This window comes from Bradyrhizobium hipponense (assembly GCF_008123965.1).
GTDB lineage: Bacteria > Pseudomonadota > Alphaproteobacteria > Rhizobiales > Xanthobacteraceae > Bradyrhizobium > Bradyrhizobium hipponense.
On the sequence record NZ_VSTH01000051.1, the window covers coordinates 115,597 to 137,820 of the forward strand.

Sequence of the window (22,224 nt, forward strand, 5' to 3'; positions counted from 1 at the left end):
CCTCACGGCGAATGTCAGGCCTTGACCGAGGTCTACTGCAAACCTACATTTGCTTATGCATCTAGAGAGGGGCTGACGCCCTCGCCAACCTGCCAACCCTGGGCAAGGTGGCTTCCCGCTAGGGAGATGCGGCCACTTCGGCAACGAAACAGGTCGCGGTAGTGTCAGCCTCCTCGGAGAATACCGATGGAGAGTTTTTTTGGTGCTGAAGAAATCCAGCGATGTAACGTCCGCCGGCATACCTTGGTCGGAAGTGCCGGAGTTCGTGCTCCCATACATGGAATGGATCGACAACCGACGGGGTGCGGCCACGCAAGCACTGCCGCCCGTCGATCAGGTGCGTACACCGGTCATCTTCGAGTCTCTTCCAAGACTTCATGGGGAGCGTCCCCGCGGTTCGAAGGCGATGCTTGACGTCAGCGGAGCCAAGTCTCGTCTCAAGGATTGTCGCCCTGGCGCGTGGCTGATCAGTCCCTTTACTGGATGGAAATGGGCGAAATGGCCTGACGGTGATGTGGGCTGGCTGCCGTCGAACGTCTACTTGCCGGAGTCGCTTCGTGTCGACGCACTCTGAGGAAATGCAGTCGTTCTCTGATCGGCCGGGTGCGGGCTTCTGTGAGCGCTTGCGGACTTATTTTTTGGAGCGTGCCTTGGAACGAGGGTGGGACCATGCGCGCGACGCTCGGGCGCTGAATTGCGCCTCCGAAAGTCAAGCAAAAGCGTCCGTTATCTACGCGAGAAGGAATGGGTGGCTTCCAGAGTCAGGCGGACTGTGATCGGGAATAATGCTCGCCTTCCAGCCCTTTGATTTAATGTACTGCCGCGCCTGGTCGTCTGTCTTGCCGACCAGGTATCTGATGATCGGCGCAGCTCGCCGCACCACGCCGTCAGTCTCGAAACCGGCAACGAAGTGCGGTGCCACCACACGCACGAGTCTCAGCTCGGCCGTGTGCTTCATGTGGGCGAGACCCACGCGCGGATGCGGTGGCGCGAATAGACCGCCTCACGCACGCGACCGCCGTTATTACCGCTGATGACGATCGGGTCGCCCTTGGCCGTAAAGCCCGAGACGATGCCGACGTGCCCGCCACCGCGGCGGCCCATGGTCACGACGGCGCCGACCTGCGGAGCAACGCGCTGGTGCCGTTCCCAGGACAGGGCGCGGTCATCGACGTCCTGAGCGCCCGTGACCTTGCGAAGGAATGCCGAGCACCAAAGGGTACCGCGGACGCCGACCTGGTGTGCCGTCTCACCGACGAACTGGCGGGCGCGCTCCACGACGCCGCTGCCGGTGCTGAAGCCGCTCTGGAAACCCGACTGGAAACCGCCGAAGAACGACTGCTCCTGCACAGGTTGGCGCGCGTCCACGCGCTCCACCCGATGGTGGGCGTGGTGGTGCCGGTGCTGGTGATGCCTCGGTCGGGCCTCAGCGGCCGAAAAAGACACAGCGAGGAGTGCGGCGCCAACGAGCGCCGTGGTCAGTTTTCTCAATTTACTCTCCTGTTATGCGAAGCGGTGCTGCTCGGTCGAAACCGCGGGTGCTTCTTCCGCTTCGTGGGATTGGCGCTGCTCAGCGGCAGCGCGGAATGCGGCGATGGAGGCCGCGTAGGTCGGCGAGCGTCGGATCCACTCGTCGTCGTATTCGCGGACGAACACCTGCGACGCCTGCTCGATGAAGAAGCGTGCTGCTGCTTCACCCATTCTCGCGACGATCTCGTCGCCTACGAGCATGTTGAATTGCATCGGGTGCTTCCGGCCGTTGTCTTCCTCCAGGCGCACGGCTTGGAAGGTGATGAGGCCAGCCTCCACCTTCGCGACTTCGACGTGTTTCATTCGGCTGATGGTCATGCGGCCTCTGCTTCTGCTTGGGGATTGAACTTCGTGGTTTCCTTGCCCCAGGCGTCCCAGCCGATCCGCTGCTCGCGGGCGAAGATGTCGGCCTTCGGATATGGCCCAGCCATCTTTGCGGCCTCGACGTAGCCCTGCTCGGGCTTGCGCGAGTGCTCGCGGCGCGGCTCCAGGATCGCGGAGCGAATGTTGCGGGAGTGGATGCGTGGCTTGCCGATCTTCCCGATCAGGAAGGGCTCATGGCAGTTGCGCAGCACGTATCCGGTGCCGAAGGTCGGCCTGCTGCCGTCCTTGACCATCTTCACCCAGACGCCCTGGGTGACGTATTTGACGTTCCACTTGTCGAAGCAGGCGCGGGCAGCGTCGTACATCGGCGCGGTGGCGTAGAGCCAAACCCACATGCCATCGCGGTGAGCGAGGCGATCGATGTCGAGCGCGAAGATGTCGTCGAGCGACATGCAGCTGTAGTGCTGCTCCGCCGACTTCTCCTTGCCGTTCTCGGAATAGGTTTCGAACGTCCACGGCGGATCGATCTTGGCGAGGCCGTAGTGGTTCTCCTGGAGCGGCGCGAGGTTGAAGGCCGGCGCCGGCAGGATGGGGAAGGGTCTCAGGTTCATTTGCTCGTTTGCATTCAAGCAAGCGTCCGGGCGCACGTATCCCGTCGATGCTGGTTTCGTTACTTCACCAGTTCGGCGAAGCGTTTGTTGATCCGATCGATCCGCTCGACGTTGCAGTCGAAGCACCAGTTCCCCCAATGGGCCTTGTGGCACTCCGTTTTGCAGCCGTAGCAGCGGACGCGCTTCCCGGATTTGTAGTTCTCCGGATCGCGCCAGGGCTCCAGCGCTTCGCTCGCCATCACTTCGCCTCGGCGGCTGCGAGAGCGGCACGACCCGCATCGGTGATGCGGAACTGATTGCCGTACGCCGGGTGTTTCTCCTTCACGAAGTAGCCCAGCTCGGGCAGCTTCGCTGTCGTCTTCTGCTTGAAGAGTCCCCAGCCACCCGGGCGGGTCGCAGCATCCTTCAAGGCTTCAATCTCACGCGACTTCATCGCTTCTCCTTCCACTCCCTGGCCTCATCGAGGAGGCGCGGGTCGAGAACCTTGCTTTCGTCCGGCTCCATAATCGCCTGCACCAGCAGCGCATCCGGGAGCACCGACTGGCACGGGAGCTTTTTGTTCTCCCGCTTGCAGCCCGGCTCCGTCAGCTTCTCCCGAACCACGAACATCTCGCGGTCCGGTCCGAAGCGTTCGATCAGGCCGGCAATCTTCATCCGGCCTTCTCGATCGCACTGCTTGCAGGCGACGCGGACGTAGGGCAGGGGCCAATCACCCAGTTTCATCCGACGCCTTTCACGGGCTCGATGTCGATCAGATCGCAGCTGACGCCGGCCTCGTCGTAGAAGGCCTGCGCAGCCTCAAGCGAGGCCTTCCAGCGGACCTTGCGTTCTTCGTCCAAGGTCGGAGCGACGACGCGCTTGATGCCGGCCTGGATCACATGGAGCGCGCACCGCTCGCAGGTGAGAAAGGGCCAGGTGTACAGCGTGTAGCCATGCAGAGGCTCGCGCGCCGTCAGGATCGCGTTGATCTCGCCATGGACGACGAGCCCGTACTTCACGTCGCGGTCGTTCAGGCGATCGGCCGTGTCAGCGATCCCGCGGGGAAAGCCGTTGTAGCCGGTGGCCGCGACCGTGCGATCGGGGCGGGTGATGACAGCGCCAACCTTGGTGCTGGGGTCCTTCGACCCGTTGGCAATCTCGCGGGCGACGCCGAGGTGATACAGGTCCCACCAGAGCTGACTGCGCTTCTCCGTCATGCCAGCACCTTCAGGCTCAGGATGCAGTAGCCGGGCGAGAGCACGGCGCTGGAGAAGGCACACGGCACGGTGCGGTTCGCGATGTAGGACACCTCGACTTCCTGTTCCTCGCCCGTGTAGCGACCGTTGATGTTGTCGTACTCCTGGAGCACGATCACATCGCCGATCTGGTAGCCCTCGTCCTCACGCACGTCGTGAAGCTTCTGGCCGGCCTTGATGGCCTGGAAGAAGTGGGTCCAGGACTTCTTGTAGAACCGCGCCATTACTTCGTTTCCTGCTGCGTGAGGTGGTTGTAGCCATCGCTGTCGATGAACGGCGGGCACTTGGTGACCTTGCCATCCGCAACAGCTCGCTCGACGGCATCGAGCATCTCCGCGGAGATCACGCCCTTGTGGCCACCAGCGCGGAACCGCGAGACAGCGCGGGCACGAACCTGGATGCGGGGCGAGAGCGTCTCGATCAGGTCGCCAGACACCTTCGGCGCGGGCTCTGGGCGCGGCTCGTAGCGCTTCGGCATGCTCGGCGGCTTGCGGGGCTCAGCGGCGGCCTTGCGGCGCGCAGCGGCTTCCTCGATCGAGAGACCGAGCCGGATCTCTTCGTTCGTGCGGCGGAAGCGCGGAGCCTTATTCTCGTCACGCTTGGCGGCTTGAACCGGCTTCGCCTCAACGACCGCTTTTGTTTCCGGCTTCTGTGTCACCGGAGCAACACGGGCAGCCCTTGCCTGATCGGCGGTCAAGCCCAGACGGATCTCTTCCTTCGTGCGCTTGAACCGCTTGGCGCGCGGCAGTTCCGCATGCGCTTTCGGCTGCTCGACAACACCATGGTTTACAACCGGAGTTGCAGAATGGTCAGTCACGCTGACCTTTGCGTCGAGCGCCGGATCTGCCCGGAACACAGGCAAAACCTGCTTCAGTATTGATCTTATGTGTCGGCCGAACACGAACTGAAATCTCCCCTTGGCTTGCATTCTTCGTTTGCATTAAAGCAAATGGAGGCAAAAGGCAAGAAGTTGTCCCTGCCTCGTTCCAGGTTCCTTTTTGAATAGATGTTTATCGAATCTGCTGACCTAGAAGAGAGAAACGTTCGCCGTTTCTGTCCACAGGCGGGCAGGGCCGTAGTTCTACTGCCACCTTGTCCCGCTTGCATTGTGATGCAAATGTGATTAGCACAGCGGCCCTGAGGCCAGCCCGCGGTTGGGCTGCGGACACAACGAGAAACAGAACAATGGATACCTCTTTTGAGTATCGCTCCTACGTCGTGAGGCGTAGCGGGGCGACTTTCTGCGCCGAATCGACTGACGGGGAACGCTTTAAGATCAGATCGGCGAACCTGCTTCGGGTGACCCGGGCGATCGACACGATGTGGAACGCGCTGGAGGGCAAGGTTCCCGCGCCCGAATGGACATTTGGCTCAGATCTCGTCGACCTGGATGCAGCCGCCGACGCGATGCTCGTTGTGGGCCGCGGCGCCTCTGTCTTCCCGACCGTTCCCAGGGTCGGGTTGTCGGTGCAAGCAGCAGCCTAAGGTCTCTGCCCATGACAACCATCTACCGCAACTATTCGATCGCTCGGCTTGGTGACAAATTCGTCGCCAAGTCCAGCGACGACGACTGCCTGCTGATCAGCACCGATCAGCGCCGGCTGCATTCCGCAATCGATGCCCTTTGGGACTCGCTCGAAATGGGGATCGAGCCCAACTGGTTCGCTGGCAGCACCGCCATCGACCTCGACTCGTTCGGCCCGGAGTCGGCGCCGTCGAGCAGTGACCCGCCGACCAAGGTCAGGAAGATCAGTTGTCCGTTGTTCCTTGCCTCTGCGGTCGCAGTGTCGGCGCCGCTGTCTTACTTCATGGAGATCGAGAAGGCTCACGCCAGGATCGATGTCCTCCTCACCATCGGCGTTTGCGCCGTGGCCGTCGCCTTCGGGAAGAAGTTCGCCTTGATGGCGACCTTCGTCGCGACAATCGTCTTTAACTTCTTTGCGGTCGAGCCTCTGCTGTCCTTCACCGTTCCGACATTCGATGAGGCCATCCTTTTTCTGATGAACCTCATCGCGTCGTGGGGCATCCCGGAGCTGCTCAAGCTGCGAGACTGGTTGGGCACGCTGGTGAAAGACCGTACTCCAGGGACCTGATCGTCATATCCCTGGTGCCGGTTCCGCCAGGGCAAGCAACAGCGAACTGCGGGCGACCTTCCCGCAGCATCTGTTCATTGCGGACGTGGCCAGCCAGCGCGTCGTAGAGCTTGCCGTATTTGTTTCTTCTGACCGCTGCGCCTGGCCGCTCGATGTTGTCCCAATCAGCCGGGTAGGGATCGACCGCGACGCCGCCCTCCTCAGCCCATTCCCGAGCCAGCCTGTCGGCTCCCGACGCCTCCCCCGGGATCTCGCCCCGCTCACATCCAACTTTTCGGGAGTCGAATCGGTCGTCCCGGCGTTCTGGATAATCGTTTGACCGGCTCACGACCTACGCTGAGGTCGGCTGCGAGTAGGGACCGGCGCTGACCTGGCAGTGAATGGAGTATTCAGATGGGCCAAAGCCTTTTCGATATTCTCAACAGCGGCACGACCACCTAATCCATGTTCTTCATAAAAAGCATGGCGCTTGCAGCGACGCGTATATTCAAAGCGGATGTGGTCGCTGAGTATCTTCATGATCTTCAGCCTACTGGTGTAGTTAAGTTCTGGACGGTGGTCCTGACCAGCCCACAACAGGCCGATGTCGTGGGCAGCTTCGCGGGAAGCAAAATTCAAATTGGTCGTGATACCGATGAGGTATTCGTTGCGTTCCAAGAAAAAGCGCATGTGGATGAAGCCGGAAGCATGCATCCTGATCGCGTCGTCTTCCGACAGCCTATCGACAACCAGGCTCTCAGGTTCGATGAGACCCCACTTAACGACGGTGCCGATTGCCTTGAAGGCGTCTTCCTCATCGTAGCCAAGCTGGCTCATCTTTTTAAGGACGGTGCCAATGGTGGCGTACCCCTCCTGGGTGAAGTCGATCTTCGCTTTTCGATTTCGTATCAAATACTCAAGGATGTCGGGGATCAGAAGATTGCTCGGCCGATTGTACTCCGGGTCGGCGTAAAGGATGTTGTGAATGTATAGAGAGCGGCCGTTATAGTATTTCTGGCGGCCCCTCATCAGCGCGCGGATGATGGGGTTTTCCCGAATCCGCATTTCACCGCCGGATAGGACTGAACCCGTGATTTGCCCCGTTGGGATGTGGGGTGAGACGATGATGTCGCCAAACATGCCAAGCGCCCGCCGCACGTCCTTTGCGACTAGCGCTTCCAAGGCGGACGCGACCTTCACCGACCTGTCGTCGAACATCGACAGGTAGATTCCCAATAGGAATTCGCCAAGCCGGGTGGCCGGATATTTGATCTTCAGGCCGGACGCGAGAGCGTATTCCTGCTGGGGGTCGACTTCGGTCTGAAGTGTTTCCATTACCAATTCGAGCCGCTTGCGTATCACTTGCGCAAACCGCGGCGGCCGGATGTAGAAATTGATTGCGTTTATGAACGCATCAAGCGGTGCTTCGTCGCGATGCGCTTCGAAAGTGGAATCGCGCAGATTGACGAGAACCAGTGATTTGGTCAGTTCCTTGAACCACTGGGCGGCTTCAAATATCGCGAGTTGCTGATCTCGCGACCGTTTATCGACATTATCAAATACGATGACGATACCGAGGCTCATCTCGCCGGAAAAATGCCTGGCGATCGCCTCAGCAAGCTTCACGGGGTCTTTTGCCAGCTGATCGAGCAAGTCCGTGCGGCGGCGCACGTACTCGGTTCGGTCGTTGTTTTTCAGGGCCTTTGCCGGGCTACGCTCAAAACGTCGAAGCTCGACACCGAAGATCTTCTCGATCTGGTCGGCTTCGTAGATGTCGATGTTGTTGATCTCGGCAAACGAGTGGGCGAACTGCTCGGCAATCCACGTCCTCAGGCCTTCGAGCCCAGGTGGCATGACGTTGAAGTTGAGGAAGGCCCACCGGGTTTTCTTGCTGACCTCATGCGACATCAGCCGCCGGTAGAAACGACGGATAAAAGTGCTCTTGCCGGCGCCGACCGAACCGATGATGAGCTGAACGCGGGCATTCGTAGACGGGCTGAGAGAAAACTTCTGGATTTCAGATGAAATACCCGTGGCCGTGTTCTTGCTTGTGACGATCGGCTTGAGCTGGTTTCCCGCAATTTTGTCGGTACGGTCCTTAAGGTAGGTTTCCAGAACGCCCTCGTAATTGCCGAGTTCGTCTGAGGTCACGTACGCACGGTCGATCACCTCGTCAGGCGTTTCGTCGGAATTGCTGCCGAAGTATTTCGTTATCGTGCTGAATAGCGGTTCAGCGAAGTCGTTGACGCCCAGCTGTTGTGCCAGCCTCGATGGCCCTCCCATGAACGACGCAACGCTGTAGAAGGTGCGCGCCTGGAAGTGAGGGCCAAGTTTCTCCACACGGGCCTGCAGGGCATCCACGCCGATCGCGCTCTGAATCGCGGCGAGCAGGGCGGTTCCGGGTTGAACGTCGGCACACGGCGCGATAAGGGCTCCAACCTCGCTGTCCCAAGCCGAAAGTCCGAACTGCACGCCGTTACAGGCGAGCACGAACCCAATCGGATTTACCTCTGGCGGATAGCGCTTGTTTACCTCGGAGGCATAGAGACGGGCTTCGCGCATCCCAACCTCAATTGTCACATCCGTCGCTTTCGCCTCGACGATGACAAGGGGGATGCTGTTCACCCAGACGGAAAAATCCGGGAAATAACCGTAACGCTTTCCGGCGGCCTTATCGATCTCGGTCGGGGTCATGTACTCTTTGGTACGTATCCAACTGGAGCGAAGGCCGAGATATCCGGGGTTGACCAGAAAAGGCATGATGACCTTCTGCTCAACATCACTTTCCGTGCGGAGTTCGTTCGGCTTGACGATGGGTACGACCGGCAATGGCTTGCTGGGTAGGCGAGTGACCACGGGTTAGCCTCAGGTGATTCGGCATTGTAGCCGGAACCCGGGCGGAGTCAGCCATAACACACATGAAAATAACGGAGGATCCGCCTCAGCCATTCGGCGGTCGCCATTGTCGGAAGTAGCGCGCGGTCATCGGAATGCCTTGCACGCGTCGCCGCTCCGGAAGGTGCCGGACGGGCAGGAATGCCCCTCAATCTTCGGATAGGCACGCGGGGTGTCCCGGTGGAGCGCCTCGCACTTGTCGCCCTTTCCGACGTAGCCAGTCGGGCATGAACCAGTCCTCGGGATACGCTCCCGCCCGTCACGAGTCGGCGTCGGGTACGGACTCTCAGCGAGCGCCGGAGCGGCGATGAAGAGGGCAGTGAGCAGCGTCCCGAGCACGCAACGCACGAGCGTTGTTGTCATGATGTTCTCTCTTTTTCGGGTCGTGATATGGTGGACAGAACAGGCACAGAGGGAGACCAATGGGCTAACCAATCTGGTCCCCAATCTGGTCCCCACGAAATCAGCGATTTCGCAAATGCCTGTTTTTACTGGTGGGCCCGGCAGGACTCGAACCTGCAACCAGACCGTTATGAGCGGCCGGCTCTAACCATTGAGCTACAGGCCCCGCCGCGAGACGGCCGCTTGGGCAGCGGCCGGCAACGGTGCGCGGTTCGTTTACAAGGCCGGAGGCGAGGGTGCAATGCCGGCCCTGAGGCGGGAACGCCCGCGTCGCGCAGTCCAAGCGCTGCGCGTCGGTCGATTGCCGGGATGAGTGATGATGGCATTATGCCGGTGTTTTGCCCGACGGGTCAAATGCCCGGGCGAGGGGCTTGTTTTTCGCTTCTGTAACCCGCTGTGATCGCGCGCCTTTTCTACTGTGCATGGGGTTGTTTTCGCACTTTTTGATTCGAGGGGGCCGCCGGCCCCCCAATATCTTGCCGGCAGAGCCCCGCGGCGGGCCGGCTCTAGTCGACCGACACCCCAGCGAACTCCACCACCTTGCGCCATTTCTCGGTCTCGTCGGTGACCAGCTTGCCGAACTCGGCCGGCGTCATCGGCTTGGGGATGCCGCCGGTCTCGGCGAGGCGGGCCACCAGCTTCGGGTCCTTCAGCGCCTCGCCCACGGCCTTGTTGAGGATCTCGATCACTTCGGGCGGCGTGCCCTTCGGCGCGGAGATGCCGTAGAAGCCGACCGATTCGAATCCCGGCACGGTCTCGGCGATCGCGGGCACGTCGGGGACGATCGGCCAGCGCTGCGGCGAGGTGACGCCGAGCGCGCGGACAGTGCCGCCCTTGGCCTGCTCCAGCGCGGAAGGAAGGTTGTCGAAGATCAGCTGCACCTTGTTGGAGATGATGTCGGGGAAGGCGATCGCCGAGCCCCGATAGGGCACATGCACCATGTCGCACTTGGTCATCACCTTGAACAGCTCCGCCGACATGTGCACCGAGGTGCCGTTGCCGGACGAGGCAAAGGAGATCTTGCCGGGATTGGCCTTGCAGTAGTCGATGAACTCCTGGACCGTCTTGGCCGGAAACGCGTTGGAGACGACCAGCATGTTGGTGAGCTGCATGATGCTGGCGACAGGGACGGTGTCGCGCAAAAAGTCGAACGGCAGCTTCTTGTAGAGCGAGGTCGAGATCGCGTTGTTGGGCGCGACGAACAGCAGCGTGTAGCCGTCCGGCGGCGAGCTGATTGCGGCTGCGGCCGCGATGTTGCCGCCGGAGCCGGTGCGGTTCTCGACGATGAATTGCTGGCCGAGACGTTCCGACAGCCACTGCGCCATCATCCGCGACACGATGTCGACCGGGCCGCCAGCGGCGAAGCCGATCAGCCAGTGCACGGGGCGGCTCGGGTAGTCGGCGGCGGAGGCGGCAGGTGCGGCGCTGAACAAGCCTGACATCAACGCAAGCCCAACACCAGCGCACCGCAAAATTCGCAACATGACGTCTCCCATTGCTTTATTGTCGTTGTGCCCATGCTTTCATAAAAACCGCCCGCTGCCTACATCGCCTCAAGTCGATGTTGACGCGGAGCGGCCGGGACTCGTCATGAAACTCGTCGTCATGAAACTCGCATCATCCATCCTTCTCGCCGCGGCGCTGCTCGCGAGCCCCGCTGTGGCCCAAACCGAAGACAAGGCCATTTCGACTACTATCAGTCTCGGGACTGCCACACCCGGCGGCGGCTTTCCGCTCTATGGCAACGCCTTTGCGGAGGTGATGAACGCGGCCGATCCGCAGCTGACAATCGCCCCGCGCAACACCAAGGGCAGCAACGAGAACATTCCGCTGCTGGAGAAGGGCGAGCTCGATCTCGCGCTGGTCGCCGGCGAGCCGGCCTATGAGGCCTTTGCCGGCATCAGCCGGGCGCCGGTGCGCCTGAAGATACTCACCGCGATCTATTCCAATCCCGGAATGTTCGTGGTGCGCGCGGACAGTCCCTACAAGACCATCCGCGATCTCGTCGGCCAGCCGGTGGCCTTCGGCGCCAAGGGCTCCGGCCTGCCGATCCTGGCGCGCTATGTGCTCGACGGGCTCGGCTTGAGGCAGGACGAGGACTTCAAGGCGATCTATCTCGACCGCGCCGGCGACGGCCCCGCGATGGTCGAGGACGGCCGCGTTGCGGCGCTGTGGGACGCCGGCATCGGCTGGCCCGGCTTTGCGGCAGTGGCGTCGAGCGCATCAGGCGCGCGCTTCATCGCGCCAAGTGCCGACGAGATTGCCCGCATCCGCGCCAAACACTCGTTCCTGAAGCCGCTGACCGTGCCGGCCGGCAGCTATCCAAACCAGTCCGAGCCGATCGCCTCGCTCGGCTCCTGGAGCTTTGTCCTGACGCGCGAGGACCTGCCCGACGACATCGCCTATCGCCTCGCGAAAACGCTGCACGGCGTTGAGCCGACGTTCTGCAAGAAGCTCGCGCAGGCCTGCGAGACCACGGCCGCGAACACGGTTGCCGCCGCGCCGAAGCCGGAGCTGCTTCATCCCGGCGTCGCAAAATACTTCCGCGAGATCGGCGTGGTGAAATAGGACGCGGTGCTCGCCACAATCGTCATGCCTGGTTTTGTCCCGGGCATCCTCGTTCTTGGTGCCGCACGAAGATCGTGGATGGCCGGGACAAGCCCGGCCATGACGACATCTCCGTGTTTCGCTACGCCGTCACTTCTTCACCATCGCGCACGCCGGGTCCGGCGGACCGAACGCCTTGTCGCCGGAGATGGTCGTGAGGATCTTGTAATAGTCCCACGGATATTTGCTCTCCTCCGGCGTCTTCACCTGCACCAGCCAGAGATCGTGCACCATCAGATTGTCATCGCGTAAGCGGCCGTTGCGGGCGAAGAAGTCCTCGATCGGCTTCTCGCGCATTTTCGCCGCGACCTTGAGCGGATCGTCGGTGCCGGCTTCCTTGATGGCGTTGAGATAGTGCATCACGCTCGAATAGACCCCGGCCTGCCACATCGTTGGCATCTTGTTCATCTTGGCGAAGTAGCGCTTGGACCATTCGCGGGTTTTGTCGTCCATGTCCCAATAGAACGACGTGGTCAGCAACAGCCCCTGCGCAGCCTGGAGGCCGAGGCCGTGGATGTCGGTGATCAGCGCCAGCAGCGCCGCCATCTGCTGGCCGCCCTTGAACACGCCGAACTCCGAGCCGGTCTTGATCTCGTTCATGTTATTGGGCGGACCGGCGGCGATGCCGATGATCTTGGCTTTTGACGCCTGCGCCTGCAGCACAAAGGAGGACAGATCGGGCGTCGCCAGCGGCGGCCGCACCGAGCCCAGCACCTTGCCGCCGTTGGCGGTGACGACGCTGGAGGCGTCGCGCTCCAGCGAATGGCCGAAGGCGTAGTCGTCGGTGATGAAGAACCAGCTGTCGCCGCCGCGCTTGACCACCGCATCCGCGGTGCCGACCGCGAGCGCGCGGGTGTCGAACACCCACTGGATCGCGTAGGGCGAGCAGAACTTGCCGTGGAAATCGGCGGTGCCGGTGGAGTGGGTGATGAACAGGCGCTTTTTCTCGGTGGCGACGTTCTGCACCGCAAGCCCCACCGCGGAGACCGGCACGTCGACGATCAGATCGACCTGGTCGACGTCGTACCAGCGCCGCGCGATGGCGCCGCCGACGTCGGCTTTGAGCTGATGGTCGCCGGTCACGATGCTGATCGGCTTGCCGAGCACGGTGCCGCCGAAATCGTCAATCGCCATTTGCGTCGCCGTCACCGACCCCGGGCCGGTCGCGGCCGAGGCCGGGCCGTTCATGTCGGTGAGCACGCCGATCTTGACGGCATTGTCCGAAACCTGCGCCGACGCCGCACCCGATACGAGCACCGCGGCGAGCGCGGCCGCAACCGGCAGCCCAAATCTGACTGGATTCACGCTTGTCCTCCCCTGATCCGGCTCGTTGGCCGGTGTTGCTTTTTTCCGGGTATGACCCGGCTGAATTGGTTTCTTTTGCAACTATTTGGGGGCGGACGTCAACGTCAGGCCGAAAAGCGGATCTGTCCGGCCGGCGAGGGATCGTAGCCGGTCAGCTCCTCGGCCCGCTGCTGCAGCCGTCTTTCGCCGAGGAAGCGGATCAGGGCCTGCATGGCGGGGCGGAAATAGCTACGTTGCCGCATCGCAAGATCGAAGTTTTCCCAGACCAGCGGCACGAAATCGAGGCCGGCGGAGCGCGCCACCGCTCGCGTCGCCACCCCGCAATCGGCCAGGCCGGCGCGGATCACCTCGGCCAGATCCGGACCGGTCTGCGACGGCGCCTCGCCCCGGCGCAAATCCCGCATCGTGGCGCCGGCGCGCTTGAGGAGCACGTCGAGCAACATCTGCGCGCCTGTGCCTTGTTGTGGCATTGCCATCCTGGCGCCCAGCGCGAGCACGTCGGACAGGCCGCGCAGCCGCTTGGGATTGCCCGGCGGCAGCAGGAGACCCTGCTCGCGGCGCACGAATGCGACCAGCACGGCATCGTGCAGGTCCGGTGCGGCCCGCAGCGCCTCGACGCTGGCGTCGCTGGCCAGGTTGTCGGCGGCATCGAGGCTGTGGAAGTGCACCGCCGCGGCCATCACCTCGTCGCGCTGCAGGCGCTCGAGTCCGCGCGCGCTGCCCTCGCTCATCGATCCCAGCCCGGAGCCGGATTCGCGCAGGCTCCAGTCCAAAAGCTCGTCCTGGCTGCCGCCCACGACCGGCGGCGGATCGGCGGTCCGCATGCCGGCCGGACGCGCCAGTCCCGACAACACCCAGAGGTCGAGCTCGTGCCGGGGAAAAAGCCACTTGCCGGTCACCTTGGTGCAGGGGATCGCTCCGTTGGTGACGAGTTCGTACAGCTTGCGTTCGCCGAGCCGGAGATAGTCGGCGGCTTCGCTGGTCGTCAGGAATTCCATCCTGCATTCCTATGCAAATTCTTGCTTCTTTTTTGACGTGCGACGCAGGTGGAATTCTGCAGTTCATTTTCGTCCGCGGGACAATGCCCGATCATCTTGCTGCTTTGCAACGCATCCTCACTCGCGCTTTTCGCCTTGGTGAATGATCCCCAAGCGTCGCGTGACGCGGGCCTTGCGGCTGTCTCGGCCGCGATTGCTCAGCACGTTGCCGAAATTTCCCGAGCGGGAGCGCAATGGGCGAACACGCCACGAGTGCGGCGCAATCGATCATCAAGATCGCGCCATATCCAAAGGGAGCCAGCTCATGGCCTTTCGCCTCTCCGCTGCATTTGCGCTTCTCTGCGGCCTCGCCGCTGGCGTTGCGGCGTCATCCGCGGAGGACCGCCAGATCGTGCTGGCCACGACGACGGCAACGCAGGAATCAGGCCTGCTCGACTATCTGCTGCCGATCTTCCGCGACAAGACCGGCATCGAGGTGACGGTGATTGCACGGCGCGCCGACGAGGTGCTCGACGGAGCGCGAAGGGGTGAGGTCGATGTCGTGCTGATGCATGCGCGTCCGCAGGAGGAGAAATTCGTCGCCGACGGCTTCGGCGCCAAACGCTTCGACGTGATGTACAATGACTATGTGCTGATCGGGCCCAGAAGCGATCCCGCCGGCGTGAAGGGCAAGGACATCGCGACCGCGCTGAAGGCGATCGAGGCCAAGGGCGCCCCGTTCGTGACGCGCGGCGATCGCTCCGGCGCCCATGCGGCGGAGCTTGCGCTCTGGATCGTCGCCGGCATCGACATCGCCAGCGCCAAGGGCGCCTGGTATCGCGAGGCCGGGAAGGGCATGGCCGCGGCCCTCGACGCCGCGCGCGCGGCGAAAGCGTATGTGCTGTCCGATCGCGGCAGCTGGATCTCCTTCAAGGAGCGCGGCGATCTCGACATCGTCGTCGAAGGCGACAAGCGGCTGCTCAACCAATACGGCGTGATGCTGGTGAATCCGGAGAAGTTTCCGAACGTGAAGGAGGAACTCGCGCAGGCCTTTATCGACTGGCTGATCTCGCCGGAGGGGCAGGCGGTGATCGCCGCCTACAAGGTCGATGGGCAGCAGCTGTTCTTTCCCAATGCGGACAAATCGGGCGGCTGATGTCCGCATCGGGAGCGGTTGCCAAACTGCACGATGCGTGGTCCATCATGGCGCATGACCCAGCGCCTGCCGCCGTCGCTCACATCGCTCGATATCGCGCTCGCGGCGTTGCTGCGCGGTGTTGATCCGGTCGCGCCGGTCGAGCTGCCGCTCGCAGAGGCAGCGGGTTGCATCGCAGCGGGCACGCCGCTGCTCGCGGCCTATCCGTCACGTGACATCGCGGCCGCAGATGGCTGGGCGTTGCGCGCCAACGATCTCGTCGGTGCGTCTTCGTACTCGCCGCTGCCTCTGGCGAACCTTCCGGTCTGGGTCGATGCCGGTGACGCGATGCCGGAGCAATGCGATTGCGTGCTCGATGCCGATGCGGTCGACATCTCGGGGCCGCTTGCGCAGGTGTTGGCGGAGGGGCTGCCGGGACAGGGCGTGAGGCGTGCCGGCAGCGACATCGCCGAACGCACGCCGGTCGTTGCAGAGGGATGTGCGATTGGTGCGGCCGCTCTGCTGCTCGCGCGGATCGCCCGGGTGGATAGCTTGAGCGTTCGCCGGCCGCGGCTGCGCATCGTCAATCTGCCGGGTGCAACGGCGACAACGCATATGATCGCCGGCATCGCGCGTGCGGCGGGACTGGATGTGAGAACGCATGACGCCGGCGCGCGAGACGCGGGATCGATTGCCGATGAGCTCGATGGTTCAGCCTGCGATCTCGTGCTGACGATCGGCGGCAGCGGCGTCGGGCGCCAGGATGCTGCCGTGACGGCGCTGGCTCGACGTGGCGAGGTGATTGCCCATGGCCTTGCGCTCCAGCCCGGGCGCACCGCCGCTGTTGGGCGGCTTGGAAAAGTTCCCGCCATCGTCTTGCCCGGCTCGCCGGATCATGCGCTCGCTGCATGGCTCGCGCTTGCCCTTCCGCTGATCGATCGATTGTCGGCACGGCGGCCGCGCCTGTCGCTAACCTTGCCGCTCGCGCGCAAGATTGCCTCGGGCGTCGGCATCGCCGAAATCGCGTTGTTGGCGCAAGAGCAGGGCGCCTGGCTGCCGCTTGCGGTCGGCGAATGGCCGCTACAGGCAATTGCCCGTACGGATGCATGGCTGCTCATTCCCGGCAGCAGCGAGGGATTTGGTGCGGGCACGCCGGTCGATGCCTATCTGATGCGGGAATGAATTGGGTTCCGACATGTCCATGACTCCGCAGCTGCAACTCGAGCAGGAGCAATTCCTCAAGATCCTGACGCGTGAGGATGCGTTGGCGCGCTTCGAGGCTGCGCTGTTCCCGCGGGCGCTGCCGCGCGAAACGCGCAAGCTTGCCGATGCGCTCGGCGCCGCGCTCGCCGAAGATATCACGGCGCCGGTGGACGTTCCGCCCTTCGACCGTTCCAATGTCGATGGGTTTGCCGTGCGCTCGGCGGACCTCGCCGCGGCCGGCGAAGGCGCGCCTGTTCGCCTCGCGCTGAACGGCGAGACCGTCCACTGCGGCATCGCGCCGGCGCTGCAAGTGGCGGCGGGAACCGCGACGCCGATCGCCACCGGCGGTCCGCTGCCGCGCGGCGCCGACGCCGTCGTGATGGTGGAGCACACCCAGCCGGCCGGATCGGAAGCGATCGACGTCCGTCGCGCGGCCTCGCCGGGGCAATTCGTATCCTACGCAGGGTCCGACATCGCGCGCGGCGAGGCACTGCTGCGCGCCGGCACGATCATCGGCTCGCGCGAGATCGGCATGCTGGCGGCCTGCGGTCTCGCCGAGGTGACGGTCGCACGCAAGCCCCGGGTCGCCGTGATCTCTACCGGCGACGAACTGATTCAGCCCGGTCAGCCGCTTCCGCCTGCCGCGATCTACGACACCAATGGCGCAATCGTCGCCGCTGCGATCGACGAGAACGGAGGCGAGGCGATCTTCCTGGGCGCCATTCCCGACGATGAAGCGAAGCTCGAATCCGCAATGCGCGAAGCGCTGACCGACGCCGACATGCTGGTGCTCTCGGGCGGCACATCGAAGGGCGCAGGTGATCTGTCCCACCTCATCATCGGCCGGCTCGGCAAGCCCGGCATCATCGCCCATGGCGTTGCGCTCAAGCCCGGCAAGCCGCTGTGCCTCGCGGTGTGCGACAGCAAGCCGGTGGTGATCCTGCCGGGCTTCCCGACCTCGGCGATGTTCACCTTCCACGACATGATCGTGCCGGTGCTGCGCAAGATGGCCGGACTGCCGTCGCGCTCTGACGCCAAGGTGAGCGCGACCGTGCCGGTGCGCATTGCCTCCGAACTTGGCCGCACCGAGTTCGTCATGGTTTCGCTGGTCGACGGCAAGGACGGCCTGATCGCCTATCCCTCCGGCAAGGGCTCCGGTGCAATCACCTCGTTCGCGCAGGCCGACGGCTTTCTGCGGATCGATGCGCTTGCCGACCAGATGCCGGCCGGGACCGCGACCGAGGTCACGCTGTTCACGCCGCATGTGCGCGTGCCCGATCTTGTCATCGTCGGCAGCCACTGCACCGGGCTCGATCTCGTCACCGCGCCGCTTGCGCATGACGGTCTGACCGTGCGCTCGATCGCGGTGGGCAGCCTTGGCGGGCTTGCGGCGGCACGGCGCGGCGAATGCGATCTGGCGCCGATCCATCTGTTCGACGACAAGAGCGAAACCTACAACACGCCTTTTCTCGTCGAAGGACTCGAACTCGTCCCCGGCTGGCGGCGGATGCAGGGCATTGTGTTTCGCAAAGGTGACAAGCGTTTCGAAGGGCTCTCCGCGAAGCAGGCTGTCGCAAAAGCGCTCATTGACCCCACCTGCATCATGGTCAACCGCAATCAGGGCGCCGGCACGCGTATTCTGATCGACCGCCTGCTCGGCGGCGCGCGCCCGGAAGGTTACTGGAACCAGCCGCGCTCGCACAATGCCGTGGCCGCAGCCGTCGCGCAGCACCGCGCGGACTGGGGCATGAGCATTGCGCCGGTCGCCGATGCTTCAGGCCTCGGCTTCATTCCGCTTGCCGAAGAGCATTACGATTTTGCACTGGTCAGCGCGCGCAAGCAGCGTCCGGCGGTGCAGGCCTTCCTCGACGCACTCGGCTCAGGAGAGTCTCGCGCGGCGCTGGAGCGAGCCGGATTCCGGCCGGCCTAGACCAACGAGGCGGCGGTTCAACCCGGGCGCGCCTCATCCAGTGCCGCCAGCCGCTCGGCTTCGGCAATATCCTCGACCGTATTGGCATTGAAGAACGGGTCGAGCGGCTCGGTCGGCCACGTCACCGTCGCGAGCGGATAGCGCGCTGTCCAGCGGTCGATCTTGCGGAGATCCTCGACCACCAGCGCTTGCCGTAATTGGTCGCGCAAGTCGACGCGCCACAGGCCGATCACCGGATGCGACTGGCCGTCTGATGCGGCCACCGCAAGCTGCGCGCTTTCTCGCTCCCGCGCCTCATGCAGCCGCGCGACGAGATCGCGCGGCAGGAACGGGCAGTCGCCGGCGGCGCTGAGCACCCACTCCACCTTCGGCCGGTTCGCCGCGGTCCAGTCCAGCGCGGCGAGGATGCCGGCGAGCGGGCCCGGAAAATCGGGGACATTGTCGGGAACGACCGTCAATCCGAACGCGGCAAAGCGCGCCGGATCGCCATTCGCGTTGAGGATCAGCCCATCGCATTGCGGCGTCAGGCGCGCGATCACGCGGTCCAGGATGGTGCGGCCACCGATGGTGCGCATCGGCTTGTCGCCGCCCCCCATGCGCCGCGCTAGACCGCCCGCGAGCAGCACGCCTTGCGTGGCTGGCATCTCAGTCGTCACCACCTTCGCCCTTGCGCTTGTGCTTCGCCGACTCTTCCTCGACATAGGCAAGGTTCTGATCGTAGACGATGCGCTCTTCTCCCGACAGCACGATGAACCGCTTGCCGCGCGTACGTCCGACCAGCGTCAGCCCGACCTGCCTTGCGAGATCGACGCCCCAGGCGGTGAAGCCGGAGCGCGACACCAGGATCGGAATTCCCATCCGCACCGTCTTGATCACCATCTCCGAAGTCAGCCGTCCCGTGGTGTAGAGGATCTTATCGGATGGATCGACGCCGTGGCGGTACATCCAGCCCGCGATCTTGTCGACGGCGTTGTGACGGCCGACATCCTCGGTGTAGCACAGCGGCGTTCCTTCCTTGCACAGCACGCAGCCGTGGATTGCGCCGGCTTCGAGATAGAGCGAAGGCATGGTGTTGATGGTCTGCGTCATCTGGTACAGCCAGGAGGTGCGCAGCTCGGCCTTCGGCAGGGCGACGCTCTCGACGGCTTCGAGCAGGTCACCGAAGGCGGTGCCCTGCGCGCAGCCCGAGGTCTGCGTGCGCTTCTTCAGCTTGGCTTCGAAATTGGTGTGATGTTCGGTGCGCACCACAACGACCTGGAGGTCGTCGTCGTATTCGACCTCGCTGACCGCGTCATTGTATTTCAGCATGTTCTGGTTGAGCAGGTAGCCCAGCGCCAGATACTCCGGATAGTCGCCGATCGTCATCATGGTGACGATCTCCTGTGCATTTAGGTAGAGGGTCAGCGGTCGCTCCATCGGCACCTTGATCTCGACCTTGGCGCCGGCCTGGTCGGTCCCGGTCACGCTCCGGGTGAGGCGCGGGTCGCCCGTATCAGGAACGATCAGGGGGACGGGGGCTTTGTCCATCTTCATCATGGGTGCGAGGTTAGCATGACATTCGGCTCAAGCCGATATAAGCATGGCGGGGAGAACGGAAATTCCTCCCGTCGTCATTGCGAGCGAAGCGAAGCAATCCAGAAATGCATCCGCGGAGACACCCTGGATTGCTTCGCTTCGCTCGCAATGACGAAGGAAACAGCGGTTCCATCAAAGAGCAAGTCGCTCGCGGAGACGGACCTGGAATGAAAGTCATCGGCCTTGCAGGCTGGAGCGGTGCGGGCAAGACCACGCTGTTGACGCGGCTGATCCCGCATTTCAACGCGCAAGGCCTGCGCGTCTCCGTCATCAAGCATGCGCATCACCAGTTCGACGTCGACGTGCCCGGCAAGGATTCCTGGCGCCATCGCGAGGCGGGCGCGGCCGAGGTGCTGGTGTCCTCGGCGAACCGCTGGGCCTTGATGCACGAATTGCGCGGGGCTGCGGAGCCGCGCCTGCCCGAGTTGTTGGACAAGCTGTCAGCGGTCGATCTCGTCGTGGTTGAAGGCTTCAAGCGCGAGCCACATCGCAAGATCGAGGTACATCGCGCAGGGAATGACAAGCCGCTGCTGTTCCCCAACGATCCCGGAATTGCCGGAATCGCGACCGACATCGCGGTTGAAACCCGGCTGCCGACCGTCCATCTCGATGATATCCCGGCTGCTGCGGCATTGCTGCTGCGCGCGGCGATGCCGGTCGAGGAAGTGGCCGCTAGAAGCGCTGCGATGCGCTGACGAGGCAACATGGCGCAACTGTCCGACGATTGCTTTGCCTTCGGTGGACCGATGATGTCGGTCGACGAGGCCGTTGGCCTGATCACGACGCGCGTCAATGCCATTGCCGATCTTGAGACGGTAATGCTCGCCGATGCCGACGGGCGCGTGCTGGCGCGTGATATCGCAGCGCCCGTGCCGCTGCCGCCTTTCACCAACTCCGCCGTCGACGGATATGCCGTGCGCAATACGGACCTTCCGCAAGCAGAGGAACGGGCGCTTCCGCTCGACGGTCGTATCCAGGCTGGCGGCCCCGCAAACGTCGCGGTCAAGCCCGGCCACACCGCGCGCATTTTCACCGGCGCCCCGATGCCGCCGGGCGCCGGGACCGTCTTCATGCAGGAGGATGTCCGCATTGACGAGGCCGGCAAGATCGTGCTGCCGCCCGGGCTGAAGCCTGGTGCGAACGTCCGCCCCGCGGGCGAGGACATTTCCGAAGGGCATATTGCGCTGCGTGCCGGCCAACGGCTGCGGCCGCAACATGTCGCGCTTGCCGCCGCGTTCGGCCTGACCCGGCTTGACGCCGTCAGGCGCATCCGGGTCGCGGTGTTCTCGACCGGCGACGAGTTGGCCTCGCCCGGCGCGCCGCGCAGCGCCTCGCAGCTGTTCGACTCCAACCGCTTCATGCTGATGGCGATGCTGCGCCGGCTCGGCTGCGAGGTCAGCGACCTCGGCATTTTGCGCGACGACCGCAGCTTGCTTGCGGACGGCCTGAAGCGGGTCGCAGGCACGCATGATCTGATCCTCACCACCGGCGGCGTCTCGACCGGCGAGGAGGATCACGTCAAGTCGGCGGTCGAGAGCGTCGGCTCGCTGGTGCTGTGGCGGATGGCGATCAAGCCCGGCCGGCCCGTGGCGATGGGCATCATCGGCGGCACGCCGCTGATCGGATTGCCCGGCAATCCCGTCGCGAGCTTTGTCACGTTTGTCCATGTGGTGCGGCCGACCGTGCTGGCGCTGGCCGGCAGCCTGCCCGAGCCGCTCACGCCGATGCCGCTACGCGCGGCTTTCAGCTACAAGAAGAAGGCGGGCCGGCGCGAATATGTTCGCGCCACCTTGCGGCGCGGCGACGACGGCGCGTTGGAGGCGGTCAAGTTTCCGCGCGAAGGTGCCGGGCTGTTGTCCTCGCTGGTCGAGACCGACGGGCTCGTTGAGCTTGGTGAGAACATCACCGGTGTCGAGCCGGGGCAGAGTGTAGGTTTCTTGCCCTATGCCGGTCTGATCTGAGCGATCGCGTTGACGCGATCGACTCACCTCGCCATGTTGCCCCCATGACCAGAACCACGCTTGATCTGACGGGGCTGAAGTGCCCGCTGCCCGCCTTGAAGACGCGTAAAGCGTTAAAGCCGTTGCAGCCGGGCGATCAGCTCGAAGTGCACTGTACCGATCCCTTGTCGGTGATTGACATTCCAAACTTGATCCGCGAGACCGGCGACAAGGTGGAGGTCACCGAGCGCAACGCCGCGCGCATCGTGTTTCTGATAGAGAAGTCCGATTGATCGATAGGGAAAACCAATGGCGCGTCGCCTGCTTAGCGAGCGGTCACGCGGTTGATACCTACCTTTTGTCTATCGACATCGATCATCAGTTCTGCCCCAATTGACTACCGCCGCCGAGACGCGGAGGTTCAGTCGTGCCTGCGATCCGCTGAGCAAACGGGCCGTCGAATGAGGCCTGAACGTCGGGCAT

General features: G+C 63.5%; 27 protein-coding genes, 1 tRNA gene and 1 riboswitch. Of the genes, 10 read left to right on the forward strand and 18 right to left on the reverse strand.

The window, feature by feature from the left end:
- The first annotated feature begins 52 nt into the window (after positions 1-52).
- Positions 53-158: riboswitch (SAM-I-IV-variant riboswitch) on the forward strand.
- Between the two features lie 41 nt (positions 159-199).
- Positions 200-574 (forward strand): hypothetical protein, encoded by a 375-nt coding sequence (locus FXV83_RS16640; RefSeq protein ID WP_148740492.1) that lies wholly within the window; start codon positions 200-202, stop codon positions 572-574.
- 156 nt (positions 575-730) lie between these two features.
- Here the strand turns inward: FXV83_RS16640 and FXV83_RS16645 are convergent, their stop codons facing one another.
- The 10 genes from FXV83_RS16645 to FXV83_RS16690 form a co-directional block, all read right to left on the reverse strand.
- Positions 731-958: a hypothetical protein gene (locus FXV83_RS16645; RefSeq protein WP_148740493.1), complete on the reverse strand. Its 228-nt coding sequence runs from the start codon at positions 956-958 to the stop codon at positions 731-733.
- On the reverse strand, positions 955-1,491 hold the full coding sequence (locus tag FXV83_RS16650; protein WP_148740494.1) for a CHAP domain-containing protein: 537 nt from the start codon (positions 1,489-1,491) through the stop codon (positions 955-957). Before FXV83_RS16650 ends, FXV83_RS16645 begins: the two co-directional genes overlap by 4 nt.
- A gap of 12 nt (positions 1,492-1,503) precedes the next feature.
- On the reverse strand, positions 1,504-1,848 hold the full coding sequence (locus FXV83_RS16655; protein WP_148740495.1) for a hypothetical protein: 345 nt from the start codon (positions 1,846-1,848) through the stop codon (positions 1,504-1,506).
- Positions 1,845-2,465: an MT-A70 family methyltransferase gene (locus tag FXV83_RS16660; RefSeq protein ID WP_148740496.1), complete on the reverse strand. Its 621-nt coding sequence runs from the start codon at positions 2,463-2,465 to the stop codon at positions 1,845-1,847. Before FXV83_RS16660 ends, FXV83_RS16655 begins: the two co-directional genes overlap by 4 nt.
- A gap of 59 nt (positions 2,466-2,524) precedes the next feature.
- A complete protein-coding gene (locus FXV83_RS16665) occupies positions 2,525-2,704 on the reverse strand; it encodes a hypothetical protein (protein ID WP_148740497.1) in 180 nt (59 codons plus the stop codon).
- Positions 2,704-2,898, reverse strand: a complete 195-nt coding sequence (locus tag FXV83_RS16670) for a hypothetical protein (protein WP_148740498.1) — start codon at positions 2,896-2,898, stop codon at positions 2,704-2,706. Before FXV83_RS16670 ends, FXV83_RS16665 begins: the two co-directional genes overlap by 1 nt.
- Positions 2,895-3,119: a hypothetical protein gene (locus FXV83_RS16675; protein ID WP_148740499.1), complete on the reverse strand. Its 225-nt coding sequence runs from the start codon at positions 3,117-3,119 to the stop codon at positions 2,895-2,897. Before FXV83_RS16675 ends, FXV83_RS16670 begins: the two co-directional genes overlap by 4 nt.
- 65 nt (positions 3,120-3,184) lie before the next feature.
- Positions 3,185-3,661, reverse strand: a complete 477-nt coding sequence (locus FXV83_RS16680) for a deoxycytidylate deaminase (protein WP_148740500.1) — start codon at positions 3,659-3,661, stop codon at positions 3,185-3,187.
- Entirely contained in the window at positions 3,658-3,924 is a 267-nt protein-coding gene (locus FXV83_RS16685; protein WP_148740501.1) for a DUF3850 domain-containing protein, read from the reverse strand. The genes FXV83_RS16680 and FXV83_RS16685 overlap by 4 nt, the downstream gene beginning before the upstream one ends.
- Entirely contained in the window at positions 3,924-4,517 is a 594-nt protein-coding gene (locus FXV83_RS16690; protein WP_148740502.1) for a hypothetical protein, read from the reverse strand. Before FXV83_RS16690 ends, FXV83_RS16685 begins: the two co-directional genes overlap by 1 nt.
- Before the next feature lie 368 nt (positions 4,518-4,885).
- Here FXV83_RS16690 and FXV83_RS42770 point away from each other — a divergent pair, with 368 nt between their 5' ends.
- Complete coding sequence (locus tag FXV83_RS42770) at positions 4,886-5,185, forward strand: hypothetical protein (RefSeq protein ID WP_187435955.1); 300 nt, start codon at positions 4,886-4,888, stop codon at positions 5,183-5,185.
- An 11-nt stretch (positions 5,186-5,196) separates the two neighbouring features.
- The gene (locus FXV83_RS16695; protein WP_187435956.1) at positions 5,197-5,793 is read left to right on the forward strand and encodes a DUF4118 domain-containing protein; all 597 of its coding nucleotides are present in this window, start codon (positions 5,197-5,199) and stop codon (positions 5,791-5,793) included.
- On the opposite strand, the gene FXV83_RS45435 is transcribed toward FXV83_RS16695, so the two are convergent.
- The 4 genes from FXV83_RS45435 to FXV83_RS16715 form a co-directional block, all read right to left on the reverse strand.
- Positions 5,738-6,121 (reverse strand): SLOG family protein, encoded by a 384-nt coding sequence (locus FXV83_RS45435; RefSeq protein ID WP_148740504.1) that lies wholly within the window; start codon positions 6,119-6,121, stop codon positions 5,738-5,740. The two genes, FXV83_RS16695 and FXV83_RS45435, sit on opposite strands and share 56 nt — an antisense overlap.
- Positions 6,118-8,628 (reverse strand): type I restriction endonuclease, encoded by a 2,511-nt coding sequence (locus tag FXV83_RS16705; RefSeq protein ID WP_148740505.1) that lies wholly within the window; start codon positions 8,626-8,628, stop codon positions 6,118-6,120. The genes FXV83_RS45435 and FXV83_RS16705 overlap by 4 nt, the downstream gene beginning before the upstream one ends.
- 531 nt (positions 8,629-9,159) lie before the next feature.
- Positions 9,160-9,235 (reverse strand) — tRNA-Ile (locus tag FXV83_RS16710).
- 340 nt (positions 9,236-9,575) lie between these two features.
- Positions 9,576-10,553, reverse strand: a complete 978-nt coding sequence (locus FXV83_RS16715; protein WP_148740506.1) for a Bug family tripartite tricarboxylate transporter substrate binding protein — start codon at positions 10,551-10,553, stop codon at positions 9,576-9,578.
- A gap of 121 nt (positions 10,554-10,674) precedes the next feature.
- On the opposite strand from FXV83_RS16715, the gene FXV83_RS16720 reads away from it, so the two are divergent.
- Positions 10,675-11,637, forward strand: coding sequence for a TAXI family TRAP transporter solute-binding subunit (locus tag FXV83_RS16720; RefSeq protein ID WP_148740523.1), 963 nt, complete (start codon positions 10,675-10,677; stop codon positions 11,635-11,637).
- Between the two features lie 129 nt (positions 11,638-11,766).
- On the opposite strand, the gene FXV83_RS16725 is transcribed toward FXV83_RS16720, so the two are convergent.
- Positions 11,767-12,981, reverse strand: coding sequence for an ABC transporter substrate-binding protein (locus FXV83_RS16725; RefSeq protein ID WP_148740507.1), 1,215 nt, complete (start codon positions 12,979-12,981; stop codon positions 11,767-11,769).
- 104 nt (positions 12,982-13,085) lie between these two features.
- Entirely contained in the window at positions 13,086-13,979 is an 894-nt protein-coding gene (locus FXV83_RS16730) for a substrate-binding domain-containing protein (protein ID WP_148740508.1), read from the reverse strand.
- A 304-nt stretch (positions 13,980-14,283) separates the two neighbouring features.
- On the opposite strand from FXV83_RS16730, the gene FXV83_RS16735 reads away from it, so the two are divergent.
- The 3 genes from FXV83_RS16735 to FXV83_RS16745 are packed head-to-tail and all read left to right on the forward strand — an operon-like array spanning position 14,284 to position 18,226.
- Entirely contained in the window at positions 14,284-15,114 is an 831-nt protein-coding gene (locus FXV83_RS16735; RefSeq protein WP_148740509.1) for an ABC transporter substrate-binding protein, read from the forward strand.
- Positions 15,115-15,168: 54 nt separating this feature from the next.
- A complete protein-coding gene (locus FXV83_RS16740) occupies positions 15,169-16,275 on the forward strand; it encodes a molybdopterin-binding protein (protein WP_148740510.1) in 1,107 nt (368 codons plus the stop codon).
- A gap of 13 nt (positions 16,276-16,288) precedes the next feature.
- Positions 16,289-18,226, forward strand: a complete 1,938-nt coding sequence (locus FXV83_RS16745; protein WP_187435957.1) for a molybdopterin biosynthesis protein — start codon at positions 16,289-16,291, stop codon at positions 18,224-18,226.
- 17 nt (positions 18,227-18,243) lie between these two features.
- Here the strand turns inward: FXV83_RS16745 and mobA are convergent, their stop codons facing one another.
- Both mobA and fdhD read right to left on the reverse strand, forming a co-directional pair.
- The gene (mobA, locus tag FXV83_RS16750) at positions 18,244-18,870 is read right to left on the reverse strand and encodes a molybdenum cofactor guanylyltransferase MobA (RefSeq protein WP_235939713.1); all 627 of its coding nucleotides are present in this window, start codon (positions 18,868-18,870) and stop codon (positions 18,244-18,246) included.
- A 1-nt stretch (position 18,871) separates the two neighbouring features.
- On the reverse strand, positions 18,872-19,762 hold the full coding sequence (gene fdhD, locus FXV83_RS16755; RefSeq protein WP_148740513.1) for a formate dehydrogenase accessory sulfurtransferase FdhD: 891 nt from the start codon (positions 19,760-19,762) through the stop codon (positions 18,872-18,874).
- 206 nt (positions 19,763-19,968) lie between these two features.
- On the opposite strand from fdhD, the gene mobB reads away from it, so the two are divergent.
- From mobB to FXV83_RS16770, 3 genes are read left to right on the forward strand one after another with little or no spacing between them, the layout of a single operon-like run.
- A complete protein-coding gene (mobB, locus tag FXV83_RS16760) occupies positions 19,969-20,496 on the forward strand; it encodes a molybdopterin-guanine dinucleotide biosynthesis protein B (RefSeq protein WP_148740514.1) in 528 nt (175 codons plus the stop codon).
- 9 nt (positions 20,497-20,505) lie between these two features.
- Entirely contained in the window at positions 20,506-21,762 is a 1,257-nt protein-coding gene (locus FXV83_RS16765) for a molybdopterin molybdotransferase MoeA (RefSeq protein WP_148740515.1), read from the forward strand.
- Positions 21,763-21,806: 44 nt separating this feature from the next.
- Positions 21,807-22,034, forward strand: a complete 228-nt coding sequence (locus tag FXV83_RS16770) for a sulfurtransferase TusA family protein (RefSeq protein ID WP_148740516.1) — start codon at positions 21,807-21,809, stop codon at positions 22,032-22,034.
- The last annotated feature ends 190 nt before the right edge of the window (positions 22,035-22,224 follow it).

Bases quoted from the DNA above. Each gene is read 5' to 3' on its own strand.
- FXV83_RS16645 (WP_148740493.1), bottom strand. From the start codon at position 958: ATGAAGCACACGGCCGAGCTGAGACTCGTGCGTGTGGTGGCACCGCAC.
- FXV83_RS16655 (WP_148740495.1), bottom strand. From the start codon at position 1,848: ATGACCATCAGCCGAATGAAACACGTCGAAGTCGCGAAGGTGGAGGCT.
- FXV83_RS16660 (WP_148740496.1), bottom strand. From the start codon at position 2,465: ATGAACCTGAGACCCTTCCCCATCCTGCCGGCGCCGGCCTTCAACCTC.
- FXV83_RS16665 (WP_148740497.1), bottom strand. From the start codon at position 2,704: ATGGCGAGCGAAGCGCTGGAGCCCTGGCGCGATCCGGAGAACTACAAA.
- FXV83_RS16670 (WP_148740498.1), bottom strand. From the start codon at position 2,898: ATGAAGTCGCGTGAGATTGAAGCCTTGAAGGATGCTGCGACCCGCCCG.
- FXV83_RS16675 (WP_148740499.1), bottom strand. From the start codon at position 3,119: ATGAAGATTGCCGGCCTGATCGAACGCTTCGGACCGGACCGCGAGATG.
- FXV83_RS16680 (WP_148740500.1), bottom strand. From the start codon at position 3,661: ATGACGGAGAAGCGCAGTCAGCTCTGGTGGGACCTGTATCACCTCGGC.
- FXV83_RS16685 (WP_148740501.1), bottom strand. From the start codon at position 3,924: ATGGCGCGGTTCTACAAGAAGTCCTGGACCCACTTCTTCCAGGCCATC.
- FXV83_RS42770 (WP_187435955.1), top strand. From the start codon at position 4,886: ATGGATACCTCTTTTGAGTATCGCTCCTACGTCGTGAGGCGTAGCGGG.
- FXV83_RS16695 (WP_187435956.1), top strand. From the start codon at position 5,197: ATGACAACCATCTACCGCAACTATTCGATCGCTCGGCTTGGTGACAAA.
- FXV83_RS16715 (WP_148740506.1), bottom strand. From the start codon at position 10,553: ATGTTGCGAATTTTGCGGTGCGCTGGTGTTGGGCTTGCGTTGATGTCA.
- FXV83_RS16720 (WP_148740523.1), top strand. From the start codon at position 10,675: ATGAAACTCGCATCATCCATCCTTCTCGCCGCGGCGCTGCTCGCGAGC.
- FXV83_RS16730 (WP_148740508.1), bottom strand. From the start codon at position 13,979: ATGGAATTCCTGACGACCAGCGAAGCCGCCGACTATCTCCGGCTCGGC.
- FXV83_RS16735 (WP_148740509.1), top strand. From the start codon at position 14,284: ATGGCCTTTCGCCTCTCCGCTGCATTTGCGCTTCTCTGCGGCCTCGCC.
- FXV83_RS16740 (WP_148740510.1), top strand. From the start codon at position 15,169: ATGACCCAGCGCCTGCCGCCGTCGCTCACATCGCTCGATATCGCGCTC.
- FXV83_RS16745 (WP_187435957.1), top strand. From the start codon at position 16,289: ATGTCCATGACTCCGCAGCTGCAACTCGAGCAGGAGCAATTCCTCAAG.
- mobA (WP_235939713.1), bottom strand. From the start codon at position 18,870: ATGCCAGCCACGCAAGGCGTGCTGCTCGCGGGCGGTCTAGCGCGGCGC.
- fdhD (WP_148740513.1), bottom strand. From the start codon at position 19,762: ATGATGAAGATGGACAAAGCCCCCGTCCCCCTGATCGTTCCTGATACG.
- mobB (WP_148740514.1), top strand. From the start codon at position 19,969: ATGAAAGTCATCGGCCTTGCAGGCTGGAGCGGTGCGGGCAAGACCACG.
- FXV83_RS16765 (WP_148740515.1), top strand. From the start codon at position 20,506: ATGGCGCAACTGTCCGACGATTGCTTTGCCTTCGGTGGACCGATGATG.
- FXV83_RS16770 (WP_148740516.1), top strand. From the start codon at position 21,807: ATGACCAGAACCACGCTTGATCTGACGGGGCTGAAGTGCCCGCTGCCC.